Below are 13,040 nucleotides of genomic sequence, written 5' to 3'. Positions count from 1 at the left end.
ACATGACTGATATTCAAACCACTTTTTCTGACCTTGGCCTGAACGCTGACATCCTCGAATCACTGAACGGCATGGGCTACGTTAAGCCATCCCCAATCCAGGCTGAGTGTATTCCTCACCTGCTGGCGGGCCGTGATGTGCTGGGTATGGCGCAGACCGGTAGTGGTAAAACGGCGGCATTCTCCCTGCCGCTGCTGAACAACATTGATCAATCTGTTAAAGCACCGCAAATTTTGGTGCTGGCTCCAACTCGCGAATTGGCTGTTCAGGTTGCTGAAGCCATGACCGAATTCTCTAAACACATGCGTGGCGTCAACGTCGTGGCCCTGTACGGCGGCCAACGTTATGACGTGCAGTTGCGTGCACTGCGTCAGGGTCCACAGGTTGTTGTGGGTACGCCTGGCCGTCTGCTGGATCACCTGAAACGTGGCACCTTAGACCTGTCTAACCTGCGTGGCCTGGTGCTGGACGAAGCGGATGAAATGCTGCGTATGGGCTTCATCGAAGACGTTGAAACCATCATGGCGCAGATTCCAGACGGTCATCAGACTGCGCTGTTCTCCGCTACCATGCCAGAAGCGATTCGTCGTATTACTAAGCGCTTCATGAAAGATCCACAGGAAGTACGCATTCAGTCAAGCCTGACCACGCGTCCTGATATCTCTCAGTCTTACTGGACCGCTTACGGTCGTAAAACTGACGCGCTGGTGCGTTTCCTGGAAGCGGAAGATTTCGATGCGGCTATCATCTTCGTGCGTACCAAAAACGCGACGCTGGAAGTGGCCGAAGCGCTGGAGCGCAGCGGTTATAACAGCGCCGCGCTGAACGGTGACATGAACCAGGCACTGCGTGAGCAGACGCTGGAGCGTTTGAAAGATGGCCGTCTCGACATCCTGATCGCCACCGATGTTGCAGCTCGTGGTCTGGACGTTGAACGTATCAGCCTGGTGGTTAACTACGACATCCCGATGGACGCAGAGTCTTACGTTCACCGTATCGGTCGTACCGGCCGTGCGGGTCGTGCGGGTCGCGCACTGCTGTTCGTTGAGAACCGCGAGCGTCGTCTGCTGCGTAACATCGAGCGCACCATGAAGCTGACCATTCCAGAAGTTGAGCTGCCAAACGCAGAACTGCTGGGTGAGCGTCGTCTGGCTAAGTTCGCCGCAAAAGTACAGCAACAGCTGGAAAGCAGCGATCTGGACATGTACCGCGCACTGCTGAGCAAAATGCAGCCGGGCGAAGATTTGGACATCGAAACACTGGCCGCAGCACTGCTGAAAATGGCACAGGGCGAACGTCCACTGATTCTGCCACCAGAAGCTCCGCGTCCGCCACGTCGTGAATTCCGCGATCGTGATGACCGTCGTGACTCACGTGACTCTCGTGGTCCACGCGAAAGCCGTGGTGACCGTGATGGCGCTCCACGTCGCGAACGTCGTGACGTTGGCGAAATGCAGCTGTACCGCATTGAAGTGGGTCGTGATGATGGTGTTGAAGTTCGTCACATTGTTGGTGCGATCGCTAACGAAGGCGACATCAGCAGCCGTTACATCGGTAACATCAAGCTGTTTGGTACTCACTCAACCATCGAACTGCCGAAAGGCATGCCGGGCGAAGTTCTGCAGCACTTCACTCGCACGCGTATTCTGAACAAGCCGATGAATATGCAGCTGATGGGTGATGCGCCAGTACATGAGCGTGGCGATCGTCGTCCTGCTGGCCGTGATGGCGAGCGTCGTGGCAATGGCGCACCTCGTGGTGAAGGCGCACCGCGTCGCTTCTCTGAGCGCCGTGAAGGTGGTCGTGAAGGCGGACGTTTCAGCCGTGATGGCGGTCGTGCTCCACGTCGTGAAGACGGCGCTGCTGCACCACGTCGTCGTGACGCGTAAGCGTTAATCGCTTAAAAATAAAAGGGACGCTTCGGCGTCCCTTTTTTATTGCGTAAACTAAATTTTACACACCGCCAGCAATCAGCACTCGCTCACCACTCACATAAGCTGACTCTTCAGAGGCCAAAAACAGCGCCACCTGAGCAACATCTTCCGGCAGACCAAATCGTCCTAAGGGTGTGGCCGCGATCAGCTTGGCTTTGACGTCTGGATTCATCTTCTTCGCCGCCAGCAACCCTTCCGTCAAAATAATACCCGGCGCCAACGCGTTAACGCGGATATTACGCGGTCCCAGTTCGCGCGCCAGCCCCTGCGTTAAGGTATCAATGGCACCTTTGGTGGCGGCCCACAATACCGAACCCGGGGAACTGCGCTGGCTGTTCAACGCACTGAGGTTGATGATGGTGCCGCCACGCGCGGGGAAGTGCCTGGCGGCTTGTTGACTGACCAGCAGTGTGCCCAGCACATTCACATTGAGTTGTTGCTGCATCTCGCTGATGTTGAGTTCGGTAAAGTCACCGTGATGAAAAATACCGGCGTTATTGACCACGATATCCGGTGCGCCAAACTGCTCGATGCTGCGCGCGAATAAACGCTGCACATCGGCCTCGCGGGAGATATCAGCCTGTACGGCGATGGCGTCACTGCCCAGTGCACAGATGTCGGTGACCACGTCAGCCGCACCCACTTCGTCCTGGCGATAATTCACCACTACCCGGGCGCCGGCCGCCGCGAAAGTCATAGCAATGGCGGCGCCAATGCCTTTCGACGCGCCCGTCACCAGCGCAATTTTGCCTTCAAGTGCTTTCATTGGGTCTCTCCACCTGAGAATTCGGGGAAGGGTAAGCATGCGCTGTCCATACAATCTGGCGGTAGCGCAATCCTGCAAGGTTTTTGCACGATCCTGCAAATGTGAGGGTTTTAGACTAGGCGGCGCATCGACGACAAGCGAGAATAACCCTACAGTGATTTCTCATCGCGGAGCGCATAACGCATGATTCATCAGGAACAGTGGCAGCAACTGGTGGCGATGATTGCCCGCCACACCCCGGAAGATGGCCGCCACTTCAGCGCAATTGATTTTCTTTCCTTTGGACGAAGCTCCAAGCCGACCAGTCTGGCTCATGTGGCCACCTGGGCCAGTTTCGCTCTGGTGGCGCAGGGGCAAAAAGCCCTGCGAATGGGCGATGACGTGATGCATTACGGCGCGGGTGACTTGCTGCTGGTGACGCTGGATATGCCGGTGCAATCCTGCGTGGTGTTGGCCACGCCAGAGAAGCCTAATCTCGGCGTCGGCATCACCATCAACGAAACCCGCTTGATGCGTTACCTCGAACACTTTCCGCTACAGCAGGTGGAGGCGGCAAGGCTGAATGAGCGCGGCATCACCGTCCACAAAGTCGCTCCACCGTTGGTGGATGCGGTAATTCGCCTGGTCGAGTTGTTGGATCAGCCGCAAGACATTCCCGCGCTGGCCCCCTTGATTGAGCAGGAGATTTTCTATCGCTTGCTGACGGGACCAGAAGGGCCACGCATCCTCAACATGGCGCTAACCGAACGTCCGGGCAACAAGGTGGCGCGCGCGGCACGCTGGTTGCGCGAACACTTTCATCAGCCATTAAAAATGGACCAACTGGCGAGCAGCGTCGGCATGAGCATTTCATCGCTGCATCATCACTTTAAAGCGGTGACGGCGATGACGCCGATGCAATACCAGAAGCAATTACGCCTCAACGAAGCGCGGCGTTTAATGCTGATTGAGAAGCTAGATGCGGGAACGGCGGGGTATCGCGTGGGGTATCAGAGCGCGTCGCAGTTTAGCCGCGAGTACAGTCGATTTTACGGGCAATCCCCCGCGCGGGATGTTCGTACGGTGGCGGTGGGGCCAGAAGGGTTGAACCCACCGCAGTAACCATTACAGCGAGCGAGCCGCTGCCATCGCCAAAGCAAAGGAGCGCAGACGCGCTTGCGGATCGAAAATCTGGCCGTTAACCATGATTTCATCCGCCTGGGTTTCACGTATTAACGCGGCCAGCCCCTGGCGAACTTTGTCACTGTCACCGACGATGGACATGCTCAGCGCCTGCTGTACACCATATTGTTCGGACGGTGACCACAGGTTATCCATATTCTCAACCGGCGCAGGCAGTGGACCCGGTTTGCCACGACGCAGGTTGATGAACTGCTGCTGCATAGAGGTGAACAGGAAGCGCGCATCGCGTTCTCTATCGGCTGCCACTACATTGACGCACACCATGGCGTAAGGTTTTGCCAGACGCGCAGAAGGTTTAAATTTCTCGCGATAGAGATGCAGCGCCTGGAACAACAGGTCAGGTGCAAAGTGGGAGGCGAAGGCAAACGGCAAGCCCAGCTGCGCGGCCAACTGTGCGCTGTAGAGACTGGAGCCCAGCAGCCACACTGGAATTTTCAGACCCAAACCGGGTACCGGCTGCACTGGCGGATGTTCACCCTCTTCGGCGTCAAACCAGCGAATCAGTTCCGCCACGTCTTCTGGGAAGCTATCCGCCTGAGCACTGGAGAGATGACGGCGCAACGCCAGCATGGTGCGCTGGTCGGAACCCGGCGCACGGCCCAGTCCCAAATCGATACGGCCAGGATACAGCGATTCCAGCGTACCAAACTGTTCGGCGATCACCAGCGGTGCGTGGTTGGGCAACATGATGCCGCCAGAACCTAAACGCAAGGATTCCGTATTGGCGGCCAGATAGCCAATCAACACGGAGGTCGCCGCACTGGCGATACCGGTCATGTTGTGGTGCTCAGCGAGCCAGTAACGGTGGAAACCTAACGCTTCAGATTGACGCGCCAGCGCCAGTGAATTGTGGAAGGCTTCTCGCGCGGCAGAACCTTGTGGAATCGGTGCCAGATCCAGTACGGACAGGCGAACAGTTTTTTCTCAGACATGGGCACTCCAGCTTATGATGGCGCAGGTGTTGATAAACCTGCGCCAGTCAGTATTACGCATCATTACCCATATTAAAACTGCTAATAACAGCAGGAATATAGCCGGAACGTGCCTTTATCGGCCACCCTCCAGCGCCATACCGGCTAAACGACGCCAGTAACCATTGCTGTCACTGCCGCGCGCCATCATCAGCGGCGCTTCTCCTGCTTCGTTAGCGCGGAAACGATCGATCTCAGCCAGTGTGGTTTCATCCTGTGGTGACAGGCGCACAATGTCGATCCAGTTATGCATGCCGGCAAGGTCATTACCCAGGTTATAGCAGTAGCCGCTCATGGTCTGAATCCCATTCAGCACAAACACCTGTTGGCCCTCTTGCGACAGCACGCGACGTCCGGTGGGATAGTTGATGCAGCACGTCTGGCAATCATCTTTGGATCGGTTTTCCGAACGCGCAGTGAAGCAGCGAGCCGAGAGTGCCAAAGGCAGATGACCGTAGCCGAGTACTTCTACTTCGAATTTATCGCGCACGCCGGCGGCGTCACACTGCTGTAGCAGCTGAATCAGCCAGTCGCGTGACATCTCTACCGGCATACACCAACGCGTCATTCCCTCTTTGAGTAACAGCTGCAGCGTTTGTGCGTTGTAGACGTTAAGTGTGGGCCCGGCAACAAACGGCAGCTGACGTTCCGCCGCCATGTTCACCGTGCCGATGTCGTTCGCCTCCAGCAAAAACTCGCCATTTTCGACATAGCGTCTTAGCTCTTTCACTTCAGAGGGCGACTGCAGCAGCGCCAGCGTGCTAAGCACCACTTGTTTACCGTGCTGAGCCAGCGTGCGGCCCATCTCCATCCACTGGTTAAACGAGGTGGCGCGGCGTTTGCTGCATACCGCTTCACCGAGATAGATAATCTCGGCGCTGCTCTCTGCGGCTTTCTGATAAAAAGCGTCCAGTGATTCGGTTGGCCAGTACCACAGCACCGGCCCGATTGCGTATTTCATCGGTTCTCCTTACTGCCAGTCGCGGTGATAAGCACCCAGCGTGGTCTGGCTACCCTCAGAAAGCTCACCCAGTGCGCGCATCCACGGCTCTTGCACAGCAAACTGCTCGGGCGAGGCCTTGCAGCGATCAATCGCCTGGCGCCACACTTTGGCGACCTGCGCCACATAGGCGGGGCTGCGTTGGCGTCCCTCAATTTTCACCGAGGCAATATTAGCGCGCAGCAGTTCAGGCAGCAGCGACAGCGTATTCAGGCTGGTGGGCTCTTCCAGCACGTGGTAGCGCTGGTTATCCACTTCATAACGGCCTTTGCACAGCGTGGGATAACCAGCGCTCTCATCAGCGCCGTAACGGTCGATCAGTACCTCATTGAGACGGGATTCCATCCCCTGCGGCGTTTGCTGCCAGCGCACAAATTTGGCGGGCGAGCAGGCCCCCGCGCTGTTGGGGGATTCTCCCGTCAGCCACGAAGAGAGATAGCAGCGGCCTTCAGCCATGATGCACAGGCTGCCGAAGGCAAAGACCTCCAGCGGCACCGGCGTCTCGCGCGCCAGCTGTCTTACCTGATGCATCGACAATACGCGCGGCAACACCACACGACTTAAATCGAAATGGCGATGATAAAAGTGAATGGCCTGCAAGTTTGTTGCTGAGGCTTGTACAGAGAGATGGCGCTCAACCTGCGGATAACGCTGCGCGGCATATTCCAGCGTGGCGATATCTGCGAGAATCAAGGCATCGGCCCCGTTTTGCGCTGCGACATCAATGGCGGTCTGCCAGCGATTGATACCGTCTGGATGCGCAAAAGTGTTGATGGCCACATGCAGTCTGCGGCGATTCTGATGCAGAAAGCGCGCGGCTTCGGCCAGTTTCTTATCGGTAAAATTGAGGCCAGCAAAGTGGCGGGCATTGGTGTCATCTTTCAGGCCGACATACACCGCGTCGGCGCCATGCTCCACCGCCGATTTCAGCGCAGGCAAATTCCCCGCTGGACACAGCAGTTCCATACGTTTTCCTCCCCGAATTCAGAAGCGGTAAAGTGTAGAGAAGGTGCCAGACAGGAATGTTGATTTAAGGCAGTGAAAGCCGTATTGATGAGGCGGAGTGAGGATTATTTAACCAGTTGTTCAGCGATTTCCTTGATCTCAGTGGAGTCGCAGCGGCAGGGATGTGGCAATATAGGTAAAATTTTCTGAAGGGATTGTTGATTATGCTCACGCGCTTACGCGGCCTGATTGTCGAAAAAGGCCCAGAATTCCTTGCCTTACCTGTTTCATTTACCCCATTCCCTGTAAAAAAAGTGGTTTTGCAACAACTCTTAAACTGGCAATTTCGTCATGCTTTGTCTGAAGGTGAGTTAGACTTTCTGGAAGGGCGCTTTCTGGGGATCGAGATTGCGGATGTCAATCTGCGCTGGATCACCACCTTGCAAGATGGCCGCCTGACCGTTTCGCGCGACGCCGAGGCAGATGTCTGGTTTCGTGGCGAAGCCAACGATCTGTTGCTGGTAGCAGCACGCAAAGCAGACCCTGATATGTTGTTTTTTCAACGCCGTTTGGTGATTGAAGGCGACACGGAGCTGGGGCTGGAGGTGAAGAATCTAATGGATGCTATTGAACTGGATGCCATGCCCACGCCTTTGCGCACCGGGTTACAGCAGCTGGCTGCCTTCGTTGAGGCAGGAATGAAACAGGACGCGAAGGCCGCTGAGGCGCGCGCGGGGATCTCATGTTGATTCGTACTGAAATTGGTGTGGATGCGGCGGGCATCGACAACCTGTTAAAGCGCAGTTTTGCTACCGCAGCCGAAGCGGAACTGGTGCAACAACTTCGCGAAGACGGTTTACTCACGCTCGGTGTAGTGGCCACGGATGAAGAGGGGCAGGTGCTGGGCTACGCGGCCTTCAGCCCGGTCATGCTTCAGGGTGAAGATCGCAACTGGGTGGCATTAGCACCGCTCGCGGTGGATGAATCGGTGCGTAAACAGGGCATTGCCAAAAAGTTGGTATATGAAGGATTGGATTCGCTTAATGAATTCAGCTACAGCGCGGTGGTGGTTCTGGGCGATCCGGAATTTTACAACCCGCTGGGCTTCGAACCGGCAGCGAGACACGGTTTGCATTGTCGCTGGTTAGGCAGCGAAGCAGCGTTTCAGGTGTATAAACTCGCGGATGACGCATTCGTGGGCGCTGAAGGGCTGATTGCATTCTCCGAGCCTTTTAATCGGTTCGATTGAACCACGCGTTCAGGCAGGCAGGCTGCTGCGCCACCAGCAGCAGCTTTTGCGTGCGGCTCAACTGCTTCACCTGATATTCCAGGCGGGAGGCGGCGGAGCGATCCCCGGCGGCACAGTGAAACACCAGCGTCAGCGGCCCTTTGCCGCGCAGTGAGCGCGCACCGCGTCCTGACTGGTGTTGTTGCAGACGGCGATCAACATCGGTTGTGATGCCGGTATAAAGCATCCCGGCGGCGGTTTGCAGCATATAGAGCTGCCAGCTCTGTTGCATTTCACTATCCTGATTAATTGCTGGCAGGCAGTGTAGCGCGCTTATCTCAGCATCGCTATGCGCCGCATGGAGTTGTATTTTGTCTGACCATTCCCACCTGATTCGTTATTTAAAAAAACAGCATGCCCTGTCGTTGTGCGCCACTAGCGGAGACGATTTGTGGTGCGCCAACTGCTTTTACGTATTCGACGCAACGCGCATGGCCTTCTGGTTGATGACCGAACCGGACACGCGGCATGGCGCGCTGATGCTGGCCAATCCCCAGGTCGCGGGCACGGTTAACGGTCAGCCGAAAACCGTCTTGTTGATCAAAGGCGTGCAGTATCGTGGTCGCATTCAGCCGTTGAGTGAGGAAAACGAAGCGCAGGCGCGCCATGCTTACCAGAAGCGTTTTCCCATCGCGCGCAAAGTCACAGCACCGTTGTGGGAAATCATGCTGGATGAAGTCAAGATGACCGACAACGCGCTGGGCTTTGGCAAAAAGATTGTCTGGCAGCGCAGCGAGGCAAACCCGCGCTAATTTCCGCGGCGGATCAAATTTACGTCAGTTAAGCGTGGCAGATTTCGATAACCTGAATAACACTGTGGTTTATCCGCCGCACATCATCGTGCGGCTTCCGTTATTCAGTTGAATACGAGATCTGTATGACCCAACTTGCACCCTCAGCGCCAGCGATACGTTTCGCATGGTGGAAACCACTGCTGTTTCTCGCGGTGGTGGTGATTGGCCTGTGGTATGTCAAATGGCAGCCCTATTACGGCAAAGCCTTCACCGCCGCCGAAACCCATTCAATCGGAAAATCTATTCTGGCCAATGCAGCCGATTCGCCGTGGCGTGCGGCGCTGGATTACGCCATGGTCTATTTTCTCGCAGTATGGAAAGCGGCGGTGCTCGGCGTGATCCTCGGTTCGCTGGTGCAGGTGCTCATTCCGCGCCATTGGCTGTTGCGCCTGATGGGCCAGTCACGTTTTGGTTCGACGTTGATTGGCACGGGTTTCGGTTTACCGGGGATGATGTGTACCTGCTGTGCGGCACCGGTCGCGGCAGGGTTGCGTCAGTCTCAGGTGTCAAGCGGGGCGGCGATGGCGTTCTGGCTTGCCAATCCACTGCTTAATCCTGCCACGCTGATTTTTATGGGATTTGTGCTGGGCTGGCACTTTGCCGCGATTCGGCTGGTGGCCGGGTTGGCAATGGTGCTGGGCATTGCATCACTGGTGCAGCGTAGCGTTCCAGAACAGATGATCGCTGCGCCAAAGGTGTTGGCGACCCGTGATGAATCACCGTTTCTCGCGCGCTGGCTGGGGGTGATGTGGCGATTGTTCTGGAACACCATCCCGCTGTATATCATCGCCGTGCTGCTGCTGGGCGCGGCACGCGTCTGGCTGTTCCCACATGCGGATGGCGTAGTGGGAAATACGCTGTTTTGGGTGATGCTGATGGCGATAGCAGGCTGTTTGTTTGTCATCCCCACGGCGGCAGAGATCCCGATCGTGCAAACCATGATGCTGGCGGGCATGGGTATCGCACCGGCTCTGGCGCTGTTAATGACCTTGCCCGCCGTGAGTGTGCCGTCGCTACTGATGCTGCATCGTGCCTTCCCGGCGCGCGCCTTGTGGATCGCGCTGCTGGGCGTGGCGTTCAGCGGGTTTATTGTCGGTCTGCTCGCCTTGTGGCTGGCGTAGATACCAGATCTTTTGATTGCGGCTGCCGCGCCACAGCAGCCGCGCATCGCTCTCCGCTTCAATGAAACGCCCGTCGATCAACACATCAATTTCAGCGACCACCTCGCGCTGGGCCTCACTGAGTTCCGCCATCTTATAGCCGGTCCACAGCCAAATATCTTTGTCCGGACATTCCCGGCGCACCCGGTTTACCAGCCGACGGATGTGCGGCACATTGTGCGGATGCAGCGGATCGCCGCCGCTTAGCGACAATCCCTGGCGCGGAATTCGCGTGTCTTTGAGGTCAGCAATCAGCTGCTCTTCCATCTCCAGCGTGAACGGCACGCCAGAATCGAGCCGCCAGGTGCTCTGGTTGTAGCAGCCACGGCACTGATGCTCGCAGCCGGCAACAAACAGCGTGCAGCGCGTGCCCGGTCCGTTAACGATATCGACAGCGTAATAGCGATGAATATGCATCATCCCAATTGTCCGTTTTCCAGATGTTTAACGCGGCGCTGCACCTCTTCCTGTTTACCGGCGTTGAAGGGGCGCGCATCAGGGCTGCCAAGATAGCCGCAGACGCGGCGCGTAACGGAGACGCGTGCCGGATCGTGGTTGCCACAACACTGACAGGTAAAGCCTTTGCTGGTGCAGCTGAACTCGCCGCTGAAACCGCATTCGTAACACTCATCAATCGGCGTGTTAGTGCCGTAATAGGGCACGCGGTGATAGCTGTAATCCCACACGTCCTCCAGCGCCTTGAGGTTGTGCTGAATATTGGGGTATTCGCCGTAGCAGATGAAGCCGCCATTGGCGAGAGCGGGATAGGGCGCCTCAAAGTCGATCTTGTCGTAGGGGTTCACTTTCTTCTCGACGTCGAGATGGAAGCTGTTGGTGTAATACCCTTTATCGGTGACACCCGGCACTACGCCGAATTCCGCCGCATCAAGACGACAGAAACGATCGCACAGGTTCTCGCTCGGCGTGCTGTACAAACTGAAACCGTAGCCGGTCTCGGTTTTCCACGCATCAACCGCATCGCGCAGGTGCTGGACAATGGCGATGCCCTTTTCACGCAAATGCGGCGCGTCATAGGGATGCACTTCGTTGCCGCTCAACGCGTTGAGCGTTTCATGCAGACCAATATAACCGAGGGAGATGGAAGCGCGGCCGTGACGGAAAATCTCACCGACTTCGTCATCGGCATTGAGCCGCACACCGCAGGCACCTTCCATATAGAGAATGGGGGCGACACGGGCTTTGGTTTTCTCCAGCCGCGCGATGCGCGTCATCAATGCGCGCTTGGCCAGCGCCAGCCGCTCGTCGAGCAGCAACCAGAAATGGGCCTCGTTACCTTTGGCTTCTAACGCGATGCGCGGCAGGTTGAGGCTGATCACGCCAATGTTGTTGCGGCCTTCATGGATCTGCTCGCCGTTTTCTTCATACACGCCGAGGAAACTGCGACAGCCCATCGGTGTTTTAAATGAGCCGGTAATCTCGACCACTTTGTCGTAGTTCAGGATGTCGGGATACATGCGCTTACTGGCGCATTCCAGCGCTAATTGCTTGATATCGTAATTGAAATCACCAGGGCGGCGATTCACGCCTTCGCGGATAGCGAACACCAGCTTGGGGAACACTGCCGTTTTGTGATTTTTGCCGAGGCCGGCAATGCGATTGCGCAGAATCGATTGCTGTATCAGCCGAGCGGCCCAGTCAGTACCCAGACCAAATCCGAAGGTCACAAAGGGCGTCTGTCCGTTGGCGGTGTGCAGCGTGTTGACTTCATACTCCAGCGACTGGAAGGCGTCGTAGCACTCTTTCTCGGTGCGCACCCGTGCGTAGGCTTCGGCATCGGGGATCTGCCACGCGTGTGCCACGGCGCGGTGCTTCTCCAGGCTGAGGTTCACAAAGGGCGCTAACACTTCATCGATGCGATTAATGGTGGTGCCGCCGTAGATGTGGCTGGCGACCTGGGCGATGATCTGCGCCGTGACGGCGGTGGCGGTGGCGATTGATTTTGGTGGCTCAATCTCGGCATTGCCCATTTTAAAGCCGTTGTTCAGCATGCCCTGAAGATCGATCAACATGCAGTTAAACATCGGGAAAAACGGCGAGTAGTCGAGATCGTGATAGTGGATCTCGCCGCGCTCGTGCGCCAGCACCACGTCACGCGGTAGCAGTTGCTGTTGGGCATAATGTTTGGCGACGATGCCTGCCAGCAGATCGCGTTGAGTCGGGATCACCTTGCTGTCTTTGTTGGCGTTTTCATTCAGCAGTGCGGCATTGGTCTGCTCCACCAGACCACGAATGGCGTGGTGCAGTTTGCCACGCTGTTCACGGGCGAGATCACGGTCATGACGATATTCGATATAGGCACGCGCCAGTTGCGGCCAGCGTCCCGCCATTAGCGTCTCTTCGACTGCGCATTGAATATCGCGGATATCCACCTCCGCGCGATCGGCCAGTTGCTGACTGACCTGCATCGCCACCTGACTGCACCAGGCCGCATCATCAATTTGCGCTGCCTGGGCTGCGGCCTGCACGGCCAGCTCAATCCGCTGTGCCTCAAAGGGCACCCTGCAGCCGTCACGCTTAATCACCACCGTCGCCATCATCTCTCCATAAAACTATATGTGGGTATTTTTATGGAGTGTAATCGCTATATGTGGGGTTGTGACGGAAATTAATCGCACCGTTTTTGACCTGCCGCAAAGAAGCCATAACGAAGATTGAAAGCCGCACAATGGTGAAGCGAACTAAACTTCAAAAGTTTTAACCCGCCCAAACTTCGACCGATGCAAACTTGATTTGCGAAGCGAAGCAGGTTTAATGAGTTCTTTGCTTTTTTTTGGCCCGTCATTTATCTACAAGGAAGCCTCACATGCCTTTGCAACGAACGCTGCTTGCCTGTTGTCTCTCCCTCTCTTTTTCTGCTTTTGCCGCTCCCGCAAGCGATTTGCCATTAATGCCCTGGCCACAAAAAGTGGTCCAGCCCGCGGGTGGCGGCGCACTGACGCTGACGCCGCAGTTCACGCTGCATATCTCGGGCGATCATCT

13 protein-coding genes are annotated in these 13,040 nt (G+C 56.5%); 6 read left to right on the top strand and 7 right to left on the bottom strand.

Translation table 11 applies throughout. The features are described from left to right. Positions 1-2: 2 nt before the first annotated feature. On the top strand, positions 3-1,889 hold the full coding sequence (locus PSSD_RS14400; protein ID WP_058972697.1) for a DEAD/DEAH family ATP-dependent RNA helicase: 1,887 nt from the start codon (positions 3-5) through the stop codon (positions 1,887-1,889). 64 nt (positions 1,890-1,953) lie between these two features. Here PSSD_RS14400 and PSSD_RS14395 read toward each other — a convergent pair whose 3' ends face one another. Further along, on the bottom strand, positions 1,954-2,700 hold the full coding sequence (locus PSSD_RS14395; protein ID WP_058972696.1) for an SDR family NAD(P)-dependent oxidoreductase: 747 nt from the start codon (positions 2,698-2,700) through the stop codon (positions 1,954-1,956). Positions 2,701-2,883: 183 nt separating this feature from the next. Here PSSD_RS14395 and PSSD_RS14390 point away from each other — a divergent pair, with 183 nt between their 5' ends. After that, positions 2,884-3,801, top strand: coding sequence for an AraC family transcriptional regulator (locus tag PSSD_RS14390; RefSeq protein ID WP_058972695.1), 918 nt, complete (start codon positions 2,884-2,886; stop codon positions 3,799-3,801). Between the two features lie 3 nt (positions 3,802-3,804). On the opposite strand, the gene PSSD_RS14385 is transcribed toward PSSD_RS14390, so the two are convergent. The 3 genes from PSSD_RS14385 to ubiU form a co-directional block, all read right to left on the bottom strand. Further along, positions 3,805-4,791: a luciferase-like monooxygenase gene (locus tag PSSD_RS14385; RefSeq protein ID WP_058972694.1), complete on the bottom strand. Its 987-nt coding sequence runs from the start codon at positions 4,789-4,791 to the stop codon at positions 3,805-3,807. A gap of 138 nt (positions 4,792-4,929) precedes the next feature. Then, entirely contained in the window at positions 4,930-5,814 is an 885-nt protein-coding gene (locus PSSD_RS14380) for a U32 family peptidase (protein WP_058972693.1), read from the bottom strand. Between the two features lie 9 nt (positions 5,815-5,823). After that, a complete protein-coding gene (ubiU, locus tag PSSD_RS14375; RefSeq protein ID WP_058972692.1) occupies positions 5,824-6,819 on the bottom strand; it encodes a ubiquinone anaerobic biosynthesis protein UbiU in 996 nt (331 codons plus the stop codon). A gap of 203 nt (positions 6,820-7,022) precedes the next feature. Here ubiU and ubiT point away from each other — a divergent pair, with 203 nt between their 5' ends. Together ubiT and PSSD_RS14365 are read left to right on the top strand one after the other, a co-directional pair. After that, positions 7,023-7,547, top strand: a complete 525-nt coding sequence (ubiT, locus tag PSSD_RS14370; RefSeq protein WP_058972691.1) for a ubiquinone anaerobic biosynthesis accessory factor UbiT — start codon at positions 7,023-7,025, stop codon at positions 7,545-7,547. Next, on the top strand, positions 7,541-8,047 hold the full coding sequence (locus PSSD_RS14365; RefSeq protein WP_058972690.1) for a GNAT family N-acetyltransferase: 507 nt from the start codon (positions 7,541-7,543) through the stop codon (positions 8,045-8,047). The genes ubiT and PSSD_RS14365 overlap by 7 nt, the downstream gene beginning before the upstream one ends. Here the strand turns inward: PSSD_RS14365 and PSSD_RS14360 are convergent. Beyond that, on the bottom strand, positions 8,031-8,318 hold the full coding sequence (locus tag PSSD_RS14360) for a GIY-YIG nuclease family protein (protein ID WP_058972689.1): 288 nt from the start codon (positions 8,316-8,318) through the stop codon (positions 8,031-8,033). The genes PSSD_RS14365 and PSSD_RS14360 overlap by 17 nt on opposite strands. Positions 8,319-8,397: 79 nt before the next feature. On the opposite strand from PSSD_RS14360, the gene PSSD_RS14355 reads away from it, so the two are divergent. After that, complete coding sequence (locus PSSD_RS14355; protein WP_039327590.1) at positions 8,398-8,838, top strand: YhbP family protein; 441 nt, start codon at positions 8,398-8,400, stop codon at positions 8,836-8,838. Between the two features lie 125 nt (positions 8,839-8,963). Continuing rightward, entirely contained in the window at positions 8,964-10,001 is a 1,038-nt protein-coding gene (locus PSSD_RS14350; RefSeq protein WP_058972688.1) for a permease, read from the top strand. Here PSSD_RS14350 and nrdG read toward each other — a convergent pair. Both nrdG and nrdD read right to left on the bottom strand, forming a co-directional pair. Next, positions 9,894-10,460, bottom strand: coding sequence for an anaerobic ribonucleoside-triphosphate reductase-activating protein (gene nrdG, locus PSSD_RS14345; protein WP_058972687.1), 567 nt, complete (start codon positions 10,458-10,460; stop codon positions 9,894-9,896). The genes PSSD_RS14350 and nrdG overlap by 108 nt on opposite strands. After that, on the bottom strand, positions 10,457-12,595 hold the full coding sequence (gene nrdD, locus PSSD_RS14340) for an anaerobic ribonucleoside-triphosphate reductase (RefSeq protein ID WP_058972686.1): 2,139 nt from the start codon (positions 12,593-12,595) through the stop codon (positions 10,457-10,459). The genes nrdG and nrdD overlap by 4 nt, the downstream gene beginning before the upstream one ends. Between the last annotated feature and the right edge of the window lie 445 nt (positions 12,596-13,040).

It is taken from the genome of Type-D symbiont of Plautia stali (genome assembly GCF_001485335.1).
GTDB lineage: Bacteria > Pseudomonadota > Gammaproteobacteria > Enterobacterales > Enterobacteriaceae > Pantoea > Pantoea vagans_C.
Note: the sequence above shows the minus strand (reverse complement) of the source record. Positions and strands in the feature narration are given on the sequence as shown.

Excerpts from the sequence above, each read along its gene's own strand:
- PSSD_RS14400 (WP_058972697.1), top strand. The coding sequence starts at position 3 with ATGACTGATATTCAAACCACTTTTTCTGACCTTGGCCTGAACGCTGAC.
- PSSD_RS14395 (WP_058972696.1), bottom strand. The coding sequence starts at position 2,700 with ATGAAAGCACTTGAAGGCAAAATTGCGCTGGTGACGGGCGCGTCGAAA.
- PSSD_RS14390 (WP_058972695.1), top strand. The coding sequence starts at position 2,884 with ATGATTCATCAGGAACAGTGGCAGCAACTGGTGGCGATGATTGCCCGC.
- PSSD_RS14380 (WP_058972693.1), bottom strand. The coding sequence starts at position 5,814 with ATGAAATACGCAATCGGGCCGGTGCTGTGGTACTGGCCAACCGAATCA.
- ubiU (WP_058972692.1), bottom strand. The coding sequence starts at position 6,819 with ATGGAACTGCTGTGTCCAGCGGGGAATTTGCCTGCGCTGAAATCGGCG.
- ubiT (WP_058972691.1), top strand. The coding sequence starts at position 7,023 with ATGCTCACGCGCTTACGCGGCCTGATTGTCGAAAAAGGCCCAGAATTC.
- PSSD_RS14365 (WP_058972690.1), top strand. The coding sequence starts at position 7,541 with ATGTTGATTCGTACTGAAATTGGTGTGGATGCGGCGGGCATCGACAAC.
- PSSD_RS14360 (WP_058972689.1), bottom strand. The coding sequence starts at position 8,318 with ATGCAACAGAGCTGGCAGCTCTATATGCTGCAAACCGCCGCCGGGATG.
- PSSD_RS14350 (WP_058972688.1), top strand. The coding sequence starts at position 8,964 with ATGACCCAACTTGCACCCTCAGCGCCAGCGATACGTTTCGCATGGTGG.
- nrdG (WP_058972687.1), bottom strand. The coding sequence starts at position 10,460 with ATGATGCATATTCATCGCTATTACGCTGTCGATATCGTTAACGGACCG.
- nrdD (WP_058972686.1), bottom strand. The coding sequence starts at position 12,595 with ATGGCGACGGTGGTGATTAAGCGTGACGGCTGCAGGGTGCCCTTTGAG.